Source organism: Serratia sp. CY44782, from assembly GCF_052168715.1.
In the GTDB taxonomy this organism is placed as follows: Bacteria; Pseudomonadota; Gammaproteobacteria; order Enterobacterales; family Enterobacteriaceae; genus Serratia; species Serratia nevei.
In genome coordinates this window covers 131,209-151,934 of sequence record NZ_JBJNME010000008.1, presented here as the reverse complement: position 1 = coordinate 151,934, position 20,726 = coordinate 131,209, and the positions used below count along the sequence as shown (strand labels likewise).

At 61.8% G+C, this 20,726-nt stretch carries 20 protein-coding genes; 12 read left to right on the top strand and 8 right to left on the bottom strand.

The features are described 5' to 3' along the window. The first annotated feature begins 13 nt into the window (after positions 1-13). Together ACJ8HT_RS16700 and ACJ8HT_RS16695 are read left to right on the top strand one after the other, a co-directional pair. Positions 14-610: an NUDIX domain-containing protein gene (locus ACJ8HT_RS16700; protein WP_060419136.1), complete on the top strand. Its 597-nt coding sequence runs from the start codon at positions 14-16 to the stop codon at positions 608-610. Beyond that, on the top strand, positions 607-975 hold the full coding sequence (locus ACJ8HT_RS16695; RefSeq protein WP_194571248.1) for an NUDIX hydrolase: 369 nt from the start codon (positions 607-609) through the stop codon (positions 973-975). Before ACJ8HT_RS16700 ends, ACJ8HT_RS16695 begins: the two co-directional genes overlap by 4 nt. A 35-nt stretch (positions 976-1,010) precedes the next feature. Here the strand turns inward: ACJ8HT_RS16695 and ACJ8HT_RS16690 are convergent, their stop codons facing one another. Both ACJ8HT_RS16690 and malX read right to left on the bottom strand, forming a co-directional pair. Next, positions 1,011-2,189, bottom strand: coding sequence for a MalY/PatB family protein (locus tag ACJ8HT_RS16690; RefSeq protein WP_194571250.1), 1,179 nt, complete (start codon positions 2,187-2,189; stop codon positions 1,011-1,013). Then, positions 2,182-3,801 carry a maltose/glucose-specific PTS transporter subunit IIBC gene (gene malX, locus ACJ8HT_RS16685; RefSeq protein ID WP_049201912.1) on the bottom strand — a complete coding sequence of 540 codons (1,620 nt, stop codon included), beginning with the start codon at positions 3,799-3,801 and terminating at the stop codon, positions 2,182-2,184. The genes ACJ8HT_RS16690 and malX overlap by 8 nt, the downstream gene beginning before the upstream one ends. Before the next feature lie 221 nt (positions 3,802-4,022). Here malX and ACJ8HT_RS16680 point away from each other — a divergent pair, with 221 nt between their 5' ends. After that, positions 4,023-5,054: a Mal regulon transcriptional regulator MalI gene (locus tag ACJ8HT_RS16680; RefSeq protein WP_195873664.1), complete on the top strand. Its 1,032-nt coding sequence runs from the start codon at positions 4,023-4,025 to the stop codon at positions 5,052-5,054. Here ACJ8HT_RS16680 and ACJ8HT_RS16675 read toward each other — a convergent pair. Next, positions 5,051-5,932 carry a LysR family transcriptional regulator gene (locus tag ACJ8HT_RS16675; protein WP_049196838.1) on the bottom strand — a complete coding sequence of 294 codons (882 nt, stop codon included), beginning with the start codon at positions 5,930-5,932 and terminating at the stop codon, positions 5,051-5,053. The two genes, ACJ8HT_RS16680 and ACJ8HT_RS16675, sit on opposite strands and share 4 nt — an antisense overlap. Positions 5,933-6,138: 206 nt before the next feature. Here ACJ8HT_RS16675 and blaSRT point away from each other — a divergent pair, with 206 nt between their 5' ends. Beyond that, positions 6,139-7,275, top strand: a complete 1,137-nt coding sequence (blaSRT, locus tag ACJ8HT_RS16670) for an SRT/SST family class C beta-lactamase (protein WP_194571028.1) — start codon at positions 6,139-6,141, stop codon at positions 7,273-7,275. A 26-nt stretch (positions 7,276-7,301) separates the two neighbouring features. Here blaSRT and ACJ8HT_RS16665 read toward each other — a convergent pair whose 3' ends face one another. Beyond that, on the bottom strand, positions 7,302-8,210 hold the full coding sequence (locus ACJ8HT_RS16665) for a LysR family transcriptional regulator (RefSeq protein WP_195873666.1): 909 nt from the start codon (positions 8,208-8,210) through the stop codon (positions 7,302-7,304). A 102-nt stretch (positions 8,211-8,312) separates the two neighbouring features. Here ACJ8HT_RS16665 and ACJ8HT_RS16660 point away from each other — a divergent pair, with 102 nt between their 5' ends. After that, positions 8,313-9,479 (top strand): serine hydrolase domain-containing protein, encoded by a 1,167-nt coding sequence (locus ACJ8HT_RS16660; RefSeq protein WP_197653455.1) that lies wholly within the window; start codon positions 8,313-8,315, stop codon positions 9,477-9,479. A gap of 41 nt (positions 9,480-9,520) precedes the next feature. On the opposite strand, the gene ACJ8HT_RS16655 is transcribed toward ACJ8HT_RS16660, so the two are convergent. Next, positions 9,521-11,053 carry a YdgA family protein gene (locus ACJ8HT_RS16655; RefSeq protein ID WP_194571542.1) on the bottom strand — a complete coding sequence of 511 codons (1,533 nt, stop codon included), beginning with the start codon at positions 11,051-11,053 and terminating at the stop codon, positions 9,521-9,523. Positions 11,054-11,193: 140 nt separating this feature from the next. Further along, positions 11,194-12,372: a mannose-6-phosphate isomerase gene (manA, locus tag ACJ8HT_RS16650; RefSeq protein WP_194571544.1), complete on the bottom strand. Its 1,179-nt coding sequence runs from the start codon at positions 12,370-12,372 to the stop codon at positions 11,194-11,196. 117 nt (positions 12,373-12,489) lie between these two features. On the opposite strand from manA, the gene ACJ8HT_RS16645 reads away from it, so the two are divergent. The 3 genes from ACJ8HT_RS16645 to fumC all read left to right on the top strand — a co-directional run bounded on the left by ACJ8HT_RS16645 (position 12,490) and on the right by fumC (position 14,808). Beyond that, on the top strand, positions 12,490-12,780 hold the full coding sequence (locus ACJ8HT_RS16645) for a hypothetical protein (RefSeq protein ID WP_197653456.1): 291 nt from the start codon (positions 12,490-12,492) through the stop codon (positions 12,778-12,780). 68 nt (positions 12,781-12,848) lie between these two features. Further along, entirely contained in the window at positions 12,849-13,181 is a 333-nt protein-coding gene (locus ACJ8HT_RS16640) for a hypothetical protein (protein WP_197653457.1), read from the top strand. Between the two features lie 229 nt (positions 13,182-13,410). After that, the gene (gene fumC, locus ACJ8HT_RS16635) at positions 13,411-14,808 is read left to right on the top strand and encodes a class II fumarate hydratase (RefSeq protein ID WP_197653458.1); all 1,398 of its coding nucleotides are present in this window, start codon (positions 13,411-13,413) and stop codon (positions 14,806-14,808) included. 41 nt (positions 14,809-14,849) lie between these two features. Here the strand turns inward: fumC and ACJ8HT_RS16630 are convergent, their stop codons facing one another. After that, complete coding sequence (locus tag ACJ8HT_RS16630; protein ID WP_197653459.1) at positions 14,850-15,515, bottom strand: peroxiredoxin-like family protein; 666 nt, start codon at positions 15,513-15,515, stop codon at positions 14,850-14,852. Between the two features lie 102 nt (positions 15,516-15,617). Between ACJ8HT_RS16630 and ACJ8HT_RS16625 the strand changes: the two genes are divergently transcribed. From ACJ8HT_RS16625 to ACJ8HT_RS16615, 3 genes are all read left to right on the top strand, one after another. Further along, positions 15,618-16,508, top strand: coding sequence for a LysR family transcriptional regulator (locus tag ACJ8HT_RS16625; RefSeq protein WP_194571552.1), 891 nt, complete (start codon positions 15,618-15,620; stop codon positions 16,506-16,508). A 1-nt stretch (position 16,509) separates the two neighbouring features. Further along, positions 16,510-17,199 carry a helix-turn-helix transcriptional regulator gene (locus ACJ8HT_RS16620; RefSeq protein WP_195873668.1) on the top strand — a complete coding sequence of 230 codons (690 nt, stop codon included), beginning with the start codon at positions 16,510-16,512 and terminating at the stop codon, positions 17,197-17,199. 90 nt (positions 17,200-17,289) lie between these two features. Further along, positions 17,290-17,658, top strand: a complete 369-nt coding sequence (locus tag ACJ8HT_RS16615; protein WP_028128189.1) for a VOC family protein — start codon at positions 17,290-17,292, stop codon at positions 17,656-17,658. Here the strand turns inward: ACJ8HT_RS16615 and tus are convergent. After that, entirely contained in the window at positions 17,648-18,586 is a 939-nt protein-coding gene (gene tus, locus ACJ8HT_RS16610; protein WP_194571701.1) for a DNA replication terminus site-binding protein, read from the bottom strand. The two genes, ACJ8HT_RS16615 and tus, sit on opposite strands and share 11 nt — an antisense overlap. A gap of 331 nt (positions 18,587-18,917) precedes the next feature. Here tus and ACJ8HT_RS16605 point away from each other — a divergent pair, with 331 nt between their 5' ends. Beyond that, entirely contained in the window at positions 18,918-20,714 is a 1,797-nt protein-coding gene (locus ACJ8HT_RS16605) for a glycoside hydrolase family 3 protein (RefSeq protein ID WP_194571702.1), read from the top strand. Positions 20,715-20,726 lie beyond the last annotated feature (12 nt).

Here is a 20,726-nt window from a genome sequence, read left to right as displayed (position 1 = left end):
GCGGAGTAAACCGATGATAGCCACCAAAGACAGGGTTCGCATTGTCGAAACCCGGGTGTTGTCCGATGACTGGTACCTGCTGAAAAAAACCACCTTTGATTTTCTGCGGCGCGATGGCGTTTGGCAGCGACAAAGCCGTGAGACCTACGATCGCGGCGACGGCGCGGTGATTTTGCTGTTCAACCGGCAGGCGCAAACGGTGATCCTGACGCGCCAGTTCCGTTTTCCGGTCTTCGTCAACGGCCATGACGGCATGTTGATTGAGGCCGCCGCCGGCTTGCTGGACAACGCGTCGCCGGAGGCGCGCATCCGCGCCGAAGCGGAAGAGGAAACCGGCTATTTCGTGCAGAGCGTGGAAAAGGTGTTCGAAGCCTACATGAGCCCAGGCTCGGTCACCGAGAAGCTGCACTTTTTCGTCGGCGAATATCAGGCGGGCGACCGTATCAACGAGGGCGGCGGGGTGGCGGCGGAGGGGGAAGATCTGGAGGTGCTCGAGCTGCCGCTGGCGCAAGCCCTGCAGGCGGTTCGCCAGGGCACGATCGTTGACGCCAAGACCATCATGCTGCTGCAGTTTGTCGCCTTGAACCGGACATTGGAGGAAGAACGATGAAAGCCCAACAAATCCTGATCGCCGGCCCCTACCGCAGCGGCACCGATGGCGATCCGCAGCGTATCGGCGCCAATCTGGCGCGCCTGGAACAGGCGGCGCTGGCGGTTTACCAGCGGGGGCACGTGCCGGTGATCGGCGAATGGCTGGCGCTGCCTTTGGCGGCGGCGGCGGGTTCCACTCAGGTTGGCGATGCGGTGAGCGAGGCGTTTCTTTACCCGGTGGCGCATCGGCTGATTGCGCAGTGTCAGGCGGTGTATCGCATCGAAGGGGCGTCTGCGGGAGCCGATAACGACGTGCGGTTGGCCAACGAGTGGGGCCTGACGGTCTATCACCGCCTGGAGGACATTCCGACTGTTCAGGGGTAATCGAGGGGCGAGCAGAGGCTCGCCCCCTCGCGCTATTACTCGCCCAGCACCAACCGCAATCCGGCGATCAGCTTGTCCATGCCGGCCTCCAGCTTGCTGCGCGGGCAGCCGACGTTGAGGCGCAGGAACCCGCGGCCTTCCTCGCCGTAGGTAAAGCCCGGCATGATCGCCACCTTTTCGCGCTCGATCAGCACCTGCTGCAGCGCCCGATCGTCAACGGCCAACGGCCGCAGATCGATCCAGGCCAGGTAGGTGGCCTGCGGCGGGCGCCAGCCCAGCGCCGGAAACGCCTGCTCCAACCGCTCGGCGACGTAGGTCAGATTATCCTGCAGATAGTCGCGCAGGGAATCCAACCAGGGTTCGCCGTGGCGATAGGCGGCCACGTGCGCGGCGACCGCCAGCACCGCCGGCGAGGAGAGGCCGTCGCGGGCTTTGAGCTGCTGGAAGTAGGCTTCGCGGCTGGCGTCGTCGCTGATGAAGCCGTAGGCGCCGGTCAGCGCCGGGATATTGAAACTCTTGGAGCCGGAGGTCAGCAGGGCCCAGCTGCCGGTCGCCACCTGGCTCCACGGCGTATGGCGGTGTTCCCCCCAGACCATGTCCATGTGGATCTCATCGCTGATGACGCGCACGTCGTGGCGCTCGCACAGTTCGGCCATCTGCTGCAGCTCGTCGCGGCGCCACACTTTGCCGGTGGGGTTATGCGGGCTGCACAGCAGCAGGATCTTGGTCTGTGGCCGCGCCAGCAAGGCCTCAAGGTGCGCCATGTCGCAGCGCCAGTCGTCGCCGGCTTTTTGCAGCGGGCAGGCCAACAGCTGGCGTTGGTTGGCGAGGATCACCTTGTAGAAGGCGTCGTAGGCCGGAGTATGGGTCACCACGTAGTCGCCCGGTACGGACCATTGGCGGATCAGCTGCGCCGCCATGTAGATAACGGAAGGGCCGTACACCGCCGTTGCGGTGTCGATGGCGGCGTTGAAACGTTGCTGATACCAGTGGCGCAGCGCGCCGAGAAAATCCTCGTGCTGCCAGCGGCTGTAGCCCAGCACGCCGTGCTGCAGGCGCTGCTGCAACGCCTCGAGAATGCATGGTGCGGTGGCGAAATCCATATCGGAGATGGTGAACGGCAGCAGATCGGCGCTGCCGAAGCGATCGGCGATATAGTCCCACTGGGTGCACCAGGTACCGTGGCGGTCGATCGGGGTGGAGAAATCAAACATGGGTGGCTCCCTGCAGCGCCGCGGCAGGTTGCGCCGTGGCTATCAGTGAGTCTAATTCATCCTTCACCGATTGCACCTGTGGGCCGATCACCACCTGCAGATTATGCTCGTTGAGATGCACCACGCCGATGGCGCGGTTGGCCTTCAGCGCCGCGTCGTCCACCCGGCTCATGTCGTTGACCGACAGGCGCAGGCGGGTGATGCAGTTGTCCAGCGTGATGATGTTGTCCGGGCCGCCGAGCGCCGCCAAAATCGCCGGCACGTTGTAGCCGGATTTGCCCACCGCGCCGGCCGGCGCGCTCTGGCTGACGGCGCTGTCGCTTTCGCGGCCCGGCGTTTTGATGTTAAAGCGCTGGATGGCGAAGCGGAAAATGGCGTAATAGCCGACGAACCAGACGGCGGCCACCACCGGCACCAGATACCACTTGGTGGCGGTGCCGTGCAGAATGCCGAACACCACGAAGTCGATGATATTGCCGTCGGTATTGCCGATGGTCACGCCCAGCAGCGCCATCACGGTAAAGCCCAACCCGGTGAGCAACGCGTGGATCAGGTAGAGGAACGGCGCGACGAACAGGAACAGGAACTCGATCGGCTCGGTGGTGCCGCCGACCACGCAGGCCACCACGCCGGAAATCAACAGCCCTTTGATTTTATGGCGGTTCTCAGGTTTGGCGCAGTGATACATCGCCAGCGCCGCGCCCGGCAGCCCGCCGAGGAACGCCGGCATTTTACCCTGCGACAGGAAGCGAGTGGCGCTCTCGGCGAAGCCGGTGGTGGTTGGGCAGGAGAGCTGCGCCTGGAAGATGGTCAGGGCGCCGCTGACGCTGTGGCCGCACACTTCCATCGTGCCGCCCGCCTCGGTAAAGCGGATCAGCGCCACCAGAATGTGCTGCAGGCCGAACGGCAGCAGCAAGCGTTCGCCGGTGCCGAACAGCATCGGGCCAAAGGCGCCGGCGCTGTTGATCACCCAGCCCAGCCCGGTGATGCCGGCGGCGAACCACGGCCAGATCAGCGGGATCACCAGGCCGCACAGGCCCAGCACCACGGTGGTGACGATCGGCACGAAGCGCGTGCCGCCGAAGAACGCCAGCGCGTCCGGCAGGCGGATGGTGTGGAAACGTTCATGCAGACGATAGACGATGATGCCGACGATCACCGCGCCGAGGATGCCGGTATCGATCGACTGAATGCCGAGAATGTTCTGGATGTTGTTGGCTTTCAGCACCAGCGGATCGCTGGTGGGCAGCACGCCGGCGGCGGTCAGGTAGAAATTGGTGCCCAGATTCAGCACGGCGAAGCCGACGAAGCCGGAGAAGGCGGCGACGCCCTTGTTCTCACGCGCCATGCCCAGCGGAATGGCGATGGCGAACATCACCGGCAGGAAGCTGAAGGCGAAGGAACCTACCTTGCTCATCCAGGTAAAGATCAGCTGGAAGATCGGGTGGCCGATAAACGGCATCAGGGTGATCACGTCGCGGCTGCTCAGCGAGCTGCCGATCCCCAGCATGATGCCGCAGAAAGAGAGCAAGGCGACGGGCAACATGAAGGTTTTACCCAGGCTCTGGAAGAACTCCCAGAGGGTGATTTTTGGTTTGTTGGCTGCTGACATAACCGACTTCTCCTGGCGAAAAGACGAGCAAAAAGGGGACTTATGATTAGGTAAAAAGAAGATAAAACGTTTTACCTAGCAAAAATGCGCCGCCAATCACAAATCTGCCGCCCGGTTTTTGGCGACAATGCGGCAGGCAGTAAAACGTTTTACTGAGCTAACGGATTCGGTATACCCTTGATCATTACGGCGGGTTGCCCAGGAACGGGTTCGCAGAGACTATGAGCATCAAAAAAATCACCATCACCGATGTGGCGCAGCAGGCGGGCGTGTCGGTCACCACGGTTTCCCTGGTGTTGAGCGGCAAGGGGCGCATTTCGCCGACCACCGTCGAGAAGGTCAATCAGGCGATAGAGCAGCTGGGCTACGTGCGCAATCGCCAGGCGGCGACGCTGCGCGGCGGGGAGTCCGGAGTGATTGGCCTTATTCTGCGCGACATCTGCGAACCCTTCTATGCCGAAATGACCGCCGGGCTGAGCGAAGCGCTGGAGGCGCACGACAAGCTGCTGTTTTTGACGCAGAGCGGGCGCGACGGCCAGGGCTTGCAGCGGGCGTTTGACGCGCTGCTGGCGCAGGGCGTCGACGGCATCGTGCTGGCGGGCGGCATTCGCGCGGCGGCGGGCCTGAAGGAGAAGGCGGCCGAGCAGGGCGTACCGCTGGTCTGCGTGGCGCGCTCCAGCGGCCTCGATGGCGTGGACGTGGTGCGGCCGGACAACATGCAGGCTGCCAAGCTGGCCACCGAATTTTTGATCAAGCGCGGCCACAGCCAAATCGCCTACCTCGGCGGCCAGAGCGATTCATTGACGCGCGCCGAGCGGCTGGGCGGCTTTTGCGCCACGCTGGTGCAGTACGGCCTGCCGTTTCGCAGTGAATGGATCGTCGAGTGCGATTGCCGGCAGCGCCAGGCGGCGGAAGCGGCGGAGCAACTGCTGCACCATTATCCGAACATTACCGCCATCGTCTGCCACAAGGCGTCGGTGGCGCTCGGCGCCTATTTTGGCCTGGCGCGCAGCGGCCGCAGCATCGGTTCGGACGGGGTAGACGCCTACTACGGGCGGCAGGTGGCGCTGATCGGCTTCGGTGACGTGCCGGAAGCCGAACTGACCGAGCCGCCGCTGACCTTCGTCTCCAGCTCGGCGCGGGAAGTGGGGCGCAGTGCCGCCGCGCGCCTGCTGCAGCGCATCGGTGACGCCGACCTGCCGGCGCAGAACGTCATTCTGCCGCCGACGCTGATCCGGCGCGGTTCCGCCTAGCCCTGCCGCTGTTCCTCTTCCGCCTCCCGGCGGATCCAGCCGATAAAGGTTTTCATCGCCGGCGTCAGATCCCGCGATTTCAAATGGGTCAGCCAATAGGCGCCGAGCGCGGCCTCGGCGGCAAACGGCCGCTGCAGCGCGCCGGCGGCCAGTTCGCGGCGGAACATGCTGACCGGCGCCAGCGCCACGCCGTCGCACTGGATAGCGCCTTCCACCATCAGCCTTGACGAGTCGAACACCGGGCCGTTGATCCGCCACGGCGTCACCTGTGCCGCCGCGAACCAGCGCTCCCATTCATCCTTGCGGTAGGTGCGCATCAGCTGCTCGTGCTGCAGATCCTGCGGCGTGCGCAGGCGCGCGGCGACCGCCGGCGGGCAGAGCACCGTCAGCGGCGCGTCGAACAGCTTGATATTGCAGGTGGCGGGCCAGAGCCCTTCGCCGAAGCGGATGGCGAAATCCATGCCGTCGGCCGACAAATTGACCAGGTTGTTGTGGGTGAGCACCCGCAGATCGATAAACGGATGCGCCGTGCGGAACGCCGCCAGCCGCGGCATCAGCCAGCCGACGGCGAAGGTGCCGACCACCGCCACCGTCAGCACCTCGTGGAAATGCCCGCCTTCGAACTGCTGCAGCACCGCCTCGATGCGGTCGAAGGCGTCGCTCAACACCGGCAGCAGCGCCTGGCCCTCTTCGGTCAGATCCAGCCCGCGCGGCAGGCGGCGGAACAGCTGAATGCCCAGCTGTTCTTCCAGCATGCGCACCTGCTGGCTGACGGCGGCCTGGGTGACGCGCAGCTCCAGACCGGCGCGGGTGAAGTTCAGGTGACGAGCGGAGGATTCGAACGCCCGCAGGGCGTTGAGGGGAAGTCGATTGCGCATTGTCGATAGCCATAAGTTTTTCTTTATGCTGGCTGAAATTATTATCGCTTGTCAACCCGGCGGCAAAATCCGATATTTGGCGCGGCTGCTCAGAGTGTCACGGCAGCCGTAAAGGAATGACATCATCAATCAGGGAAAGCGCCGTATATAACGCCAATAAAAACTTTTGGCCGCGGCCGATGCCCTGCAACCTAAGAGCTTCTATCATGACGAAAATGAACCGCCTGGCGGCCGCGCTGATCGCCGCACTGATCCTGCCGACCGCGCACGCCGCACAGCAGCAGGATATCGACGCCGTTATTCAGCCGCTGATGAAAAAATACGGCGTGCCGGGCATGGCGATCGCCGTGTCGGTCGACGGCAAACAGCAGATTTATCCGTATGGCGTCGCCTCGAAGCAGACCGGTAAACCGATCACCGAGCAGACGCTGTTTGAAGTGGGCTCGCTGAGCAAAACCTTCACCGCGACGCTGGCGGTCTATGCGCAGCAGCAGGGCAAACTGTCGTTTAAAGACCCGGCCAGTCACTACCTGCCCGAGCTGCGCGGCAGCGCCTTCGACGGCGTCAGCCTGCTGAATCTGGCGACGCATACCTCCGGCCTGCCGCTGTTCGTGCCGGACGACGTGACCAACAACGTCCAGCTGATGGCCTACTACCGGGCCTGGCAGCCGAAACACCCGGCGGGCAGCTACCGCGTCTATTCCAACCTCGGCATCGGCATGCTGGGCATGATCGCCGCCAAGAGCCTCGACCAGCCGTTTATCCAGGCGATGGAACAGGGGATGCTGCCGGCGTTGGGCATGAGCCACACCTACGTGCAGGTGCCGGCGGCGCAGATGGCCAACTATGCGCAGGGTTACAGCAAGGACGATAAGCCGGTGCGGGTCAATCCTGGCCCGCTGGACGCCGAGTCTTACGGCATCAAGTCCAACGCCCGCGATCTGATTCGCTATCTGGACGCCAACCTGCAGCAGGTTAAGGTGGCGCAGCCATGGCGCGACGCGCTGGCCGCGACGCACGTCGGTTATTACAAGGCGGGCGCGTTCACGCAGGATCTGATGTGGGAGAACTACCCGTATCCGGTGAAACTGTCGCGCTTGATTGAAGGCAACAACGCCGGGATGATCATGAACGGCACGCCGGCCACCGCCATCACGCCGCCGCAGCCGGAACTGCGCGCCGGCTGGTATAACAAAACCGGCTCCACCGGCGGTTTCTCCACCTACGCGGTGTTTATCCCGGCGAAGAATATCGCCGTGGTGATGCTGGCCAACAAGTGGTTCCCGAACGACGATCGCGTCGAGGCGACTTACCACATCATCCAGGCGCTGGAGAAGCGCTGACAATCAGGGGCGCCAGCGGGGCGCCCCTACCACCGATGCTGCCGTTCACGCCGCTCGCGCATGAAATCGATAAAGGCGCGCAGTTTGAGCGGCAAATGCTTGCTGGCGGGGAAGTAGATGAAAAATCCCGACGCTTCGCTGGCGTAACCCGGCAGCACTTCCACCAGTTGCCCCTGTGCCAGCTCCTGCAACACCGTGCCCTGAAAACGCTGTGCGATACCCAGCCCCGCCAACGCCGCATCCTTGATCAGCCTATCTTCGTTAAAAATCAAACTGCCGCTGACGTCCAGCGCGCGTTCATCGTCGCCCAGGCTGAAATACCAGGGTTCCAGTTTGCCGCTGCCGGGGAAACGGTAGCGCAGGCAGTGGTGAGCAGGCAGATCGTCCGGCGTGGCCGGTGCGCCGCAGCGCGCCAGATAGTCAGGCGAAGCGACCAGCACCCGGCGCTGGCCGTTATCGATCGGCACGGCGATCATGTCTTTTTGCAGCATGGCGTGCATGCGAATGCCGGCATCGAAACTGCCCAGCACCAGATCGGAAAAGCGGTCTTCGGTAAACAGCTCCAGCTGCACTTCGGGATAGCGCCGTTGAAATTCCGCCAGGTGCGGCATCACCAGCAGCGAGGCGGCCAGCTGCGGCAGCGTGATGCGCAGCAGGCCCGCCGGCTGTGCGCCCAGGGCGCGCACGTCGTCCGCCGCCACGTCGATCTGGCTCATCGCCGGCGACACCTTCTGATAGAACAACCGGCCCTCGTCGCTGAGACGCACCGAGCGGCTGGTGCGGTGAAATAGCCGCACTCCCAGCTGATTCTCCAGCGCCTGAATGTTTTGCGACACCGCCGGCGGCGTGACGCCGAGCTGGCTGGCCGCGCGGGTAAAGTTGCCCAGGCGTGCCACGGCTTCGAAATAGGGCAGCAGCTGCAGGAGTGAACTCATCTATCAATAACCTGTGCTTAATGATTCATTAAATTATGCCTTATTTTAATTTATGACGAACCTTTTAGACTGATTTTACTTTCCATTAGTGAGATGAAAATCATGTCGACAGAACAACGGGCGTTAACAGAACGGATCGCGGCGATCGATCAACAGGCGATGGCCGAAGGGCGCATCGTGGGCAGCGTGGTGCTGGTGGCGCGGCAGGGCGAGATTTGTTACGCCGGGGCGGCCGGCTATGCCGATCGCGAAGCGCGGCGGCCGATGCGGCGAGAAACGCAGTTCCGGCTGTCGTCGGTCTCCAAACCCTATACCACGCTGGCGGCGCTGCGCCTGATTGAACAAGGCAAGCTGAGCCTGGACGACGCGGTCAGCGACTGGCTGCCGTGGTTTACCCCGGCGCTTGCCGACGGCAGGCGCCCGACGATCAAGATTCGTCATTTGCTGAGCCATACCGCGGGGCTGGATTATCGGCTGAACCAACCGCCGGCGGGCGTTTATCATCAGCTGGGGATCCAGGACGGCGTGGAGCTGTCGACGCTGACGCTGGAGCAAAACCTGCGGCTGTTGGCGCAGGCGCCGTTGCTGTCGGCGCCGGGGGAGCGCTTCAACTATTCGCTGGCGATCGACGTGCTTGGCGCGGTGCTGGAACGGGTGACGGGCATGCCGCTGCCGCAGATGTTTGTCGAATGGGTGGCGCAGCCGCTGGGGCTCGGCAATACCGCGTTCCATGCGACGGACGCCGCGAACCTGGCGACGCCGTATTACAACACCCCGCAAGGGCCGCAATGCATGCATGAAGGCCTGCGGGTGGCGCTGCCGGAGGGGATGGCGGGGGGCGAGGTGCTGTTTTCACCCGCGCGGGCGCTCAACGCCGGGGCCTATCCTTCCGGCGGCGCGGGCATGGTCGGCGATGCCGACGATGTGCTGCGGCTGGTGGAGGCATTACGCAGCGGCGGGCAGGGCATTTTGCAGCCGGACACGGTGGCGTTGCTGCGCAGCCCGCACGTGGGCGCGCAGGCGCAAACGCAAGGGCCGGGCTGGGGATTCGGCTTTGGCGGGGCGCTGCTGGTGGACGCAGAAGCGGCGCAGACGCCGCAGCATGCCGGCACGCTGACCTGGGGCGGCGTTTACGGCCACAGCTGGTTCTTTGATCCACAGGCGCAGCTGAGCGTGGTGATACTGACCAATACCGCGTTTGAAGGCATGTGCGGCCGCTATCCGCAGCAGATCCGCGATGCGGTTTACGCAGCGGAGGTGGGTAAGTAAAAAGGGCCCCGCAGGGGGCCTTTGATCAGACCTTCAGGCGATTACTGCGCCGGTGCCGGAGCGGGTTCCGCTTCCTGCGCCGGTTCACCGTCTTCCGCCGGGGCGCCCAACATGGCGAACTGACCGATGAACTCCTGCAGCGACATCTTGTTGCCGTTGAGGTCAACCTGGTTGTCGGCATAGTGGAACGTGCTCGCGATCACGCCGTCTTTCTGGGTGGTCAGCTTGAACATCTGGCCCATGGCCGCCAGGCCCTGTACTTGCTGCTGTGCCAGTTTCTGCGCGTCTTCCTCGTTGTAACCCTGCAACAGCGCGGTTTTCGCGGTCACTTCGGTGGCCATCGCTTCCGGAATGGTCAGGTTGATATCCAGCTTTTTAACCGCCTGCGCGATCAGCTGATCCGGCGATTGTGCCGGGGAGGCGGCCTTGCTCGGATCGGTCAGCGCCAGATCCAGCGTGAAGGTGCTCTCGCCCTTGCTGTTTTTCCAGCTCAGCGGTGCGATGCTAAGGCTTGGGTTGCCTTTCAGCAGCAGCGGCAGGTTCTTTTGCAGCAGTTCGGCGTTTTGCTGCTCATACACGGCCGGATCCAGGTTCTCGCCCTGTTGCAGCAGCGCCATGGTCTGGCGGTTGTAGCTGTCGGCGAAGTCCTTCAGCGCTTTGCCGTCGACGTTGTCGATTTTCAGCGCCAGCTTGCCGGCGCCGAAGTCGTTGCCCTGCACCTTGAGCGCGTCCATGGTGTAGTCGATCTGGCCGCCGATGTTGCTGCTGCCTTGCTCGCCGAACTTGCTTACCAGGTTGAAACCGTCCAACGCCACGGTATCTTTACCGTCGATCGTCAGTTTGAACTGCTTCAGCGTCATCGTCTGATCGCCGAGCTTCACGCCGAACTTGCTCTCGTTGCTGTTACCTTTCAGGTTGAAGCCCTGGAAGGTGATCTGCTCGTTTTGACCGAATTCGTTCGGGCTGGCGAACACGATATTGTCGCTATTGGCGTCCAGCACGAATTTTTTCAGATCGCTGGACACGTCGGCGTTAATGGTGGCGCCGCTGAATTTCAGCGAAGACTTATCTTTTTGGTAGTCTAGCGGGATGATATCGATGGCGGACGAGGTGTCCCCGCTGTAAGAGATGCGCGAATCGGCGGTAAACAGCGATTTGCCTTTGGTGGTGTCAAACAGGCCCTTCACCGCCGGGGTATTTTCCAGCTCGGTATGCACCGACGCCATGCTCGGCAGCAGATTGAATTTTTTCAGCTGGGCGAAGGGGAACGGGCCGTGATCGATGGTTTCCAGGAACGCCACTTCTTCACCGGCTTTCAGCGCCGCGTTTTCACTGGTATCCGTGCCGTCGGAACGCAGCACATAACGCACTTTACTGCTGAACAGGCCGCGCTGGTAATTTTCATAGCTCAGCTTGACGCCGGCTTTCGGCAGGTAGGCTTTCAGCTGGCCGTTGGCGTTGTCGACGACTTCGCCCATGTGCTGCTCGATCAGTTTCCCGGTGTACCAGGATGCCCCGGTCCATGCTGCGCCAAGAACCACAATGACGCTGACAGCGACTAACGATTTTTTCATAGCTCTGTTTCATCCTTTTTTCTTATCACCCTCCGTTGCGCGGGAGGGGCAAATAGGGGCCGACAAAAAACGCCCGCAGGCGTTTAATTGTGGGGGTAGCTCTCGCTTTCAGCAAGCAATTTGCTGAAATTTATCAACGGTTAGGCCAGCTGGTTATAAACCCTGGCGATGCGGCCGCTGCCGCTGACGTTGACCGGGGATTCGAAAGCCCCGATAAAGCAGGATTCGCCCGGCTTGAGCGTCAGGCGCTGCCCTGATTTTTCCAGCGTCGCTTCGCCTGCGACGCAGAACACGATGGCGGCGCTTCGCTGCGCCAGCGCCTGCGGTGCGGCGGTCAAATCGTGCAGCGAGAAGGCGAAATCCTCCACCGGGATCGGGAAGAACAGCTCGTTGCCGCGTTGTTCCGGCTGAGTCAGCAGGCCGGACGCCGGCTGAGGGCGGAACTGCAGGTTGGCCAGCAGCTCAGGCACGTCGATGAACTTTGGTGTCAGCCCCGCGCGCAGCACGTTATCCGAGTTGGCCATCACCTCCAGCGCCACGCCTTTCAGGTAGGCGTGCGGCGTTTCGGCATACAGGAACATCGCCTCGCCCGGCGCGAGCTGCACCACGTTCAGCAGCAGCGGTGAGAACAGGCCGCTGTCTTCCGGGTAGAAGCCGGCGATAAAGCGCACGGTATCCCAGGGTTCGCCCTGCTGGTTGTTGAGCGCGGCTTTCAACACGCCGAGCGCCAGCGACTTTTGCTCGCCGCTCATGGTCAACAGGCTGGCGAACAGGGTGGACAGATGCGCGGTGTCCGGCTGCTGCAGGAAGGTGGCGATATCGTGGTGCGCGCCGGCGATCGGCTGCAGCAGGGAAACGATATCGGCCAATTCGCGAAAGCCGTTCATCGCCAGGAACGGCGTCAGGGCGAAGACCAGCTCGGGTTTGTGATTGGGATCTTTGTAATTGCGTTCGGCGGCGCTTAGCGGGATGCCGGCGGCGTTCTCTTTCGCGAAACCGACCTCGGCCGCTGCTTTGCTCGGGTGAACCTGGATCGACAACGGTTGATCGGCGCACAGCACTTTAAACAGGAACGGCAACTCGCCAAAGCGGTTGGCAACGTCGGCGCCCAGCTGCTTTGGCTGGTCCTCATCGATCAGCTCGCGCAGCGAACGCAGTGCGCCATCGGCGCCTGGCACGCGGGAAGGGCTCTTGGGATGGGCGCCCATCCACAGTTCGGCCATCGGCTGATTATCGGGGTTGGCGATGCCGTAAAGACGGGTCAGCGCATCGTGGCTGCCCCAGGCGTAATTCTGTACCGCGTTGGTCATTTTTTGCATGTCGATAAACGTCCTTCTGCGTCATTGCCGCACTGCATAGCAATAACTCACTGATTTTATAAAATTAACTTGATCTGTGCCGACGACCATCATACGCCCGCGTCGGCGGGAAAAATCATGGGCGCGATCAAAATAACGCCGGATAACGTCGCGCCCGGCAACGGGCCAAAGTATAACGTGATAACGATCGGCGCCTCAAATGGCGCACTAGCCTCAAGGCGGCTCTCAAACGCCGCCTATCGATTATTCTTTGGGAGAGCGGGGTTATTACCGATAGCCCGGGCATCCTGCCTCATTATTTATTTTTCAGCATGTCAAAATATGTCGGCTGAATTTATTTTTTACCGTCTGAGCCATTCCTTTATTATTATTTTTGCGCTGCGCCGGGCGATCACACGCCGAGCTTAAACCGGCGCGCCAGACCTCTTTACCGTAACGACTAACGAGTCGATTTAACGAAACAAGAGGTCTGTTGCATGAAAAAACTGTTGTTGCTGTTGGGGCTTTGCACCGGCGCAGCCCAGGCGACGGTGATTGTCACCTATCCTTACGCCGCGCCGCGTGCCGTGGTGATCGCGCCGGCGCCGATCGTCGTTGCACCCGCGCCGGTAGTGGTTCCTGCCGCAATCGCGCCCGTAGCCCATCCACTGGCGCTCACCGCCGGCGCGGTGGCGGTCGGGGCCTATCGCCATAATGAACGGCAGGACGCCTACGACGAAATTAATCATCTGCAGCAGCAACGTATCGATGAGCTTAATCATTTACAGGCCCAGCGCCTCAATAACTTTAATTCGCGTCATCCGCGTTAATCGTGACCCACGCTTTTATTCTCCAGGTCATACCCGACCGTTTATTTCGGCGCGGGTTATCCGGCGGAAAATAACCGCGTCGTTAATGGGTAAAAGAGATGAAACGTGCTGTGAGATAACTCTCTTAATGCGAATAGTTATTATGTCACTATACTGGGAGTGCGTGCCGACGGGGGGTAGCGCGTCGGCCTAACCCTACAATTTTAGGAATTATGCTAAGGAGACAATGATGGCAGGCGTTCGTATCGAAAAAGATTCTATGGGCCCCATCGAAGTACCGGCCGACAAGCTGTGGGGCGCGCAAACCCAGCGTTCGTTGGCGCATTTCCGCATTTCCTCCGAAAAGATGCCGACCGCACTGATCCATGCGCTGGCGTTGACCAAGCGCGCTGCCGCACAGGTGAACGTGGATCTGGGGCTGCTGCCGGCCGAGCGGGGCGCCGCCATCATCAACGCCGCCGACGAAGTGCTGGCGGACAGCCATGCCGACCAGTTCCCGCTGTCAATCTGGCAAACCGGTTCCGGCACCCAGACCAACATGAACATGAACGAAGTGTTGGCCAACCGTGCCAGCGAGCTGCTGGGCGGCGTGCGCGGTGAAGAGCGCAAGGTGCACCCGAACGACGACGTCAATAAAAGCCAGAGCTCCAACGACGTGTTTCCCACCGCGATGCACGTGGCGGCGGTGATTGCGCTGCGCGAGCACCTGATCCCCGAGCTGAAAGTGCTGCACAAGACGCTGAGCGACAAGGCCGAAGCTTACCATGACATCGTCAAAATCGGCCGCACCCACCTGCAGGACGCCACGCCGCTGACCCTGGGGCAGGAAATCTCCGGCTGGGCGGCGATGCTGGCGCACAACCTGAAACACATCGAGGACAGTATCCCGCACATCGCCGAGCTGGCGCTGGGCGGCACGGCGGTCGGCACCGGCCTGAACACCCATCCGGAGTACGCGGTGCGCGTGGCTAAAGCGCTGGCGGAGTTGACCCATCAGCCGTTCGTTACCGCCCCGAACAAGTTCGAAGCGCTGGCGACCTGCGACGCGCTGGTGCAGGGGCATGGCGCGCTGAAAGGGCTGGCGGCTTCGCTGATGAAGATCGCCAACGACGTGCGTTGGCTGGCGTCCGGTCCGCGCTGCGGCATCGGCGAGATTTCGATCCCGGAGAACGAACCGGGCAGCTCCATCATGCCGGGCAAGGTCAACCCGACCCAGTGCGAGGCGATGACTATGCTGTGCGCCCAGGTGCTGGGTAATGACGTGGCGGTGAACATCGGCGGTGCTTCCGGCAATTTCGAGCTGAACGTGTTCCGCCCGATGGTGATCCACAACTACCTGCAGTCGATTCGCCTGCTGGCCGACGGCATGCAGGGCTTCAACGAGCACTGCGCGGTGGGCATCGAACCGAACCGCGATCGCATCACCCAACTGCTGAACGAATCGCTGATGCTGGTGACGGCGCTCAATACCCACATCGGCTACGACAAGGCGGCGGAAATCGCCAAGAAAGCGCACAAGGAAGGGCTGACGCTGAAAGCCGCGGCGCTGAAGCTCGGCTACCTGACCGAAGCGCAGTTCGACGAATGGGTGCGGCCGGAAGCGATGGTCGGCAGCATGCAGAAGTAATCACGTCATGTTTAAACGGGGCGCGTTTGCGCCCCGTCTTTTCAAGCCAATCTTTCCAGCACCGACAACAGCGCCTGCGGCTCCGGCCGCCGGGTGTAATCGGCGTGCGCTTCGGCATAGGCGATACGGCCATCGCGGGCGATGACGAACCGCGCCGGCAGCGGCAGCGTCCAGCTATCATCCTGGTTGAACTGCGCCAGATCGAGGCCGAGCCGCTGTTGATACAGGGCGATCAACGCGGCCGGCAGGCGGTAACGCAGGCCGAATTGGGCCGCCAGACGGTTGCCGGCATCGCTGAGCAGCGCAAAGGTGAGATCGTGATCGCGTATGGCCTGGCGGTTATGCACCGTGCTCTGCGGCGAAACGGCCACGAGCTGCGCGCCGTACTGCATGATGGCGGGCAATGCGGCCTGCAGGGCCTGCAGATCGAGCGTACAGTAGGGGCACCAGATCCCGCGATAGAAACTGACGACCAGCGGGCCCTTCGCCAACAGCGCCGCGGAAGAACATGGCCGGCTTTCGCTGTCCGACAGGGTAAAGCCGGGCGCGGCGTCGCCGACCTTCAGGGCGCGTTCGGCGATGCCGGCAGCGATCTGCGTTTGGATCGCCTTACGCATCAGCGCGTGCTCTTGTTCTGTGAGTGTGAACGGCAGTTGGCCGGATTCGAACTCCGCTTTGAAGGCATCAAGTTTGTCTTGCAGTGTCATGCGTTCTCCTGACGGGAATGAGGGGTGCACTCATCTTGCCCATTCCTGAATGGCGCGTGTAGACTGCAATAAATGCTAACTGTTATTCCAGTAAGGAATGTTATGGGCAAGTTTGCCGATTACGAAACCTATGCCTGCGTTTACGAGAGCGGTTCCTTTACCGCAGCGGCGCGGCGGCTGCACGTGGGGCAGCCGGCGGTCTCGAAAGCGGTGGCGCGGCTGGAACAGCAGCTCGGCACACGCCTGATGCTGCGTTCGACCCACGGCCTGCAGCCGACGGATGCGGGGCAGCAGCTGTATCAACGCACCCGGCGTATCCTGAACGAGCTGGCGGAGACGGAAGCGCTGGTGCAGAACGCCGGCGAAACGCTGAGCGGCCGGCTGCGGGTCGCCTCGGCGGCGGTGTTCGCCCGCATCGTTCCCTTGCCTGATTTGACGGCGTTTATGCGCGCCAACCCGCGTTTGAGCGTCGATCTGCTGCTGGATGACGGCAACCTGTCGTTGATTGAAGAGGGCATCGATATTGCCCTGTGTATCGGCGAGCTGGAAGATTCCGGCTTTACCGCCCGCAAACTGGGTGAGGTAAAGCAATGTGTGATCGGCACGCCCGGCTATTTTGCCGCCGCCGGCATGCCGCAGCGGCCGGAAGATCTGTTGCAGCACGAGCTGGTGATTTACCACCGCCGTGGTGGCGGCGAGCACTGGCGCTTCAGCCGCGAAGGAGAACAGCGCGCGCTGCGGCTGCCGGGGCGCATGCGGGTCAATGCGGCGGAGTGCGTGCGCGAGCTGGTGCTGGCGGGATTCGGGCCTACTATCGCCAGCGAAGGCATGTTCCGCAGCGAGCTGCAAAGCGGGGCGGCGATCGCGGCATTAGCGGACTGGCAGCTGCCGCCGCTGGCGCTGTGGGCGGTGTTCCCCTGCGGTCATTTCGTTTCGGCCAAGGCGCGGGCCTTTGCCGACTTTGTCCAAACCGCGTTATGCAGGGAGCCGTGATATGTCGCGCGCACAACGTTTACTCGATCTGATGCAGCTGCTGCGCAGCCACCGTTATCCGGTGGCGGGCCATGCGCTGGCGCAAACGCTGGGCATCAGCATGCGCACGCTGTACCGCGATATCGCTACGCTGCAGCAGCAGGGGGCGGAGATCGCCGGCGAGGCGGGCGTCGGCTATGTGCTGCGCCCCGGCTTTATGCTGCCGCCGCTGATGTTCTCACTGGCAGAGACAGAAGCGCTGGTGCTGGGGATGCGCTGGGTCAGCCGCCGCGGCGACAGCCAACTGGCGAGCGCGGCGGGCCAGGCGCTGGCCAAGATCGCCGACGTGCTGCCGCCGGCGCTGCGGGAGGAGCTGGAGGCCAACACGCTGTTGATCGCGCCGGTTCAGGCGCCGCCGGTGGCGGATGAGCTGCGGGTGCTGATCCGTGACACCATCCGCCGCGAGCGCAAGCTGCATATCGACTATCTCGATCTGGCGGGGCACCGCAGCGAACGCCTGCTGTGGCCCTTTGCGCTGGGTTTTTTCGAGCAGTTCCAGATGCTGGTCGCCTGGTGCGAGCTGCGCCAGGCGTTTCGCCATTTTCGCCTCGATCGCATTCAGGCCGCTACGCCTTTGGAACAGCGCTATCCGCGCGGCCGACGGAGGCTGCTGAAAGAGTGGCGCCTCAACGAGGGCATTGCGGATCAATAGCGGCACGTTGCTGCCATAAACTGTCAGTCGCACCCCTTAGTCTGTGCCTATCGGGAACCGGCCGGTTCCCATCACCCAGAGGACAGACCGATGACCCTTCCCAGCATGACCCTGCTTTACGTCGACAACCCGCTGAACAGCGCCGCCTTTTATCAACGTTTACTGGGACAGGCGCCGGTAGAGCTTTCCCCCGGCTTCGCCCTGTTTGTGCTCAACAATGGCTTCAAGCTGGGGATGTGGGCCAAACAGGGGGTAAAACCTGCGGCGACCCTGACTGGCGGCGGCGGTGAACTGGGCTTTTTGTGCCAGGATCCGCAAGAGGTCGAGGCGCGCTATAACCAGTGGCGCGAGCTCGGGCTGCCGATTGAGCAAACGCCGACCGAGATGGAGTTCGGTTACACCTTCGTGGCGCGAGATCCGGACGGCCATCGCCTGCGGGTATATGCCCTCAGCGAGTAGCGTCGTCGGTATACAGGTGCAGGCGCGGCACCAGCAGCCGCAGCGGACGGGCGTCGGGTTTGTAGCGGTGTTTCACCGCGTCGACGTCGTAGTTGAGCAGCTCGCCAATCTTCGGCACTGCGGCGCCGCTCTCTGCCTGACACAGGGCGATCAGCGGCAGCGGGCAGGGGTGTTGCACCTGTTTTTGCTGCTGCTGATACCACACCCGGGCGATTGGCTGCACTTTGACCGGCCGCTTGATTTTCAGCGTTGCGTGCTGCGGCAGGCGGCTGACGTCGTCTATCTCGCGGCTGACCAGGGCAGCCCACTGTTCACGGCTGTGCGGCGGTACCGCGCGGCCGGCTTTCAGGCTTTTCTCCAGCTGCGCCAGGATGTCGTCCCGCTTGACGTTTTTGATGATGTGCTTGTTGGCCCAGCCGAAGCGCACGGAGTCGGGATTGGTCAGGGCAGTGAGGGTGCGATAGGCGCTAAGGGTAATCAGCCCGTGCAGATGGGTGTGCACGAACTCGAAACGCTGCTCCGGCGCCAGGCCGGAATCGACGGTGATAATCTGTTCCAGTTCACCCTTCAAGCGGTTGATGAGCGCCAGCTGCGTTTGCAGCGCCTGATACTCCGGCTGCTCCACCGCCAGGCAGATGACGCCGGGCAGGCGCACGGCGGCCTTGCTGCTGACATTCTCCCGGTTATGGTGGATGAACAGCCGCTGATAATGCTCCAGCGCCAGATCGCGCGCCGCTTGCCCCACATGCTGTTCGACCGCGATATGCGAGATAGCCTGATGCTCCTGACCTTTTTCAACCTCCGGCAGGCTGAACACCCGCGCCGCCAGCAACCGCAGCGGGGCGATCTGCTGCTGCAGCGCGCCGAGCGCCTGCTCCAGCTCGGTAAAGCAGGTGTTCATCCGGCCAATCACATCGTATCTGCTCATCGCACGCTCCTATATTAGTTACAACATACTATAGAAGAGTGGCAGACTGGGGGCAACATCGGCCCCTTAGCTGACGGCAGCTTCACCGGCCACCCGGCTTACCAGCGGAAAATGCGCCATAGTGGCCTCTACGGCAGGGCACGTAATACACCCGGTATGCGTAGTGTTTTGATTCATTGATGGATTTTCTCCTGTTTGTTTGCGTTTTGTTTAATCCATTTTCCGCTCGCCGTTGTCCAATCCCTGGAACAAACAGAATGGCAGGACGCTATGAGCCCTTGGGGTTATCTTTTCTTCTGTCATTAACGGGTGCTTTAAACGGAGGTTCACTGTGGATATTAAACAGAAAGTCAAAAATATGACGCTGGAAGAGAAGATCGGGCAAAAAATCATGCTGGATTTTCGCTACTGGGATCGGAACGGTAGCAGCAACCAGGATATGACCGTCCCCGATGAAGCCATTGGCAAGCTGATCGCCGATAACCACGTGGGTGGGGTGATCCTGTTCGCCAATAATCTGAAAGACAAGCAGCAGATCAACACGTTGACGGCCTGGTATGCCGCGATGAAAACCCACGCGGGCATTCGTTTGTTTATTGGCACGGATAACGAAGGCGGTAACGTTTTCCGGCTGCCGCGCGGCGATTATGCCTCATTCCCCGGCAATATGGCGCTGGCGGCGGCGATTGAAGGGGGCGCGGATGAACAGCTCGCCGTTGAACAGGGCAAGCTGATGGCCCAGGATATGCGCGCGTTGCATATCAATACCAACTTTGCCCCGGTCGTGGATGTCAACACCAACCCGTTCAACCCGGTGATTAACGTTCGCGCCTTCAGCGATGATAAGAACACCGTTTCTCGTCTGGCAGAGAAAATGGTGGCGGGCATGAAACACCAGGGACTGATCACCGCGTATAAGCACTTCCCCGGCCATGGCAGCACCTCCACCGACTCACATACCGGCCTGCCGCGCGTCGATCGCACGCGGGAAGAGGCCTTTGCCATCGATATCGCCCCTTACAAGCAGGCCATCGATCGCTGCGCGGCGCCGGATATGGTCATGACCGCGCATATTCAGTATCCGGCATTGGATAACCGCCAGATAGATACCCGCAGCGGTGAAAAAATCACGGTGCCGGCCACCATGTCGCATGAAATTCAGACCCAGATCCTGCGCAATGAATTGGGGTATGCGGGCGTAACGATTTCAGATGCGCTGGATATGGGCGCGATTGCCGAGCATTTCAGCCAGCAAGCGGCGGCTGAAAACGTCTTTGCCGCCGGGGTGGATATTGCCCTGATGCCTGTCAGCATCGCCTCGCCGGCCCAGGCGAGCCTGCTGCCGGACCTGATCCGGTACCTTGCGGACAGGGTAAAAGCGGGGCATCTCAGCGAGGCCGATATCGATGCCTCGGTCGAGCGAATTTTGCGCCTGAAATTACGCCATAGCCTGGTGGGCCATAGCGAGAAGCCGTGTTCCAATGACATTGCGTCGTCAGCGCACAAGCTGGAAAAACGCATCGCCGATCGTTCCATTACCGTGGTTATCAACCGCCACAGCCTGTTGCCGTTAAAGGACAAGGCGCTGCGCTACTTTATTCTGACGCCGTGGGGCGAGCAGGCCAACGGCATTGCGCGCGTGATGGCGCAGGAGGGGTATCAGAACGTCGTTGCCGCGAAGGAAACGGAGCTAAGCGACGCCCAGGTCAGGGAACATATTGCCGGCTGTGACGTGTTCTTGCTCGGAACCCTCTCAACCCGCTTTACGCCTGCTGAACAGGATGGGGTCGTTACCTCCGCAACCGGGGCGGGCAATGACAGCAGCCCTTATCCGGGCTGGTTGAAATACGCCGCCGAGCAGGGGAAAAAACGCGTTCACCTCTCACTGCGCGCCCCTTACGATATCGTGAACTATGCCGCCGAGGTGGAGGCGGCCGTCGCCACCTACTCCTACTACGGTTATGACAGCGGCGTGTGGCGTGGCCCTTCGATGGTCTCTTTGGCGCAGGTGCTGACGGGCAAAATCAAACCGCAGGGCAAATTGCCGGTCAATACCTGGCATGACTACGATGTGGAAACCAATACGGGTAAGGTGGCGTTCCCTCGCGGGACGGGGCTGAGCTGGTAATGGGATAAGGGC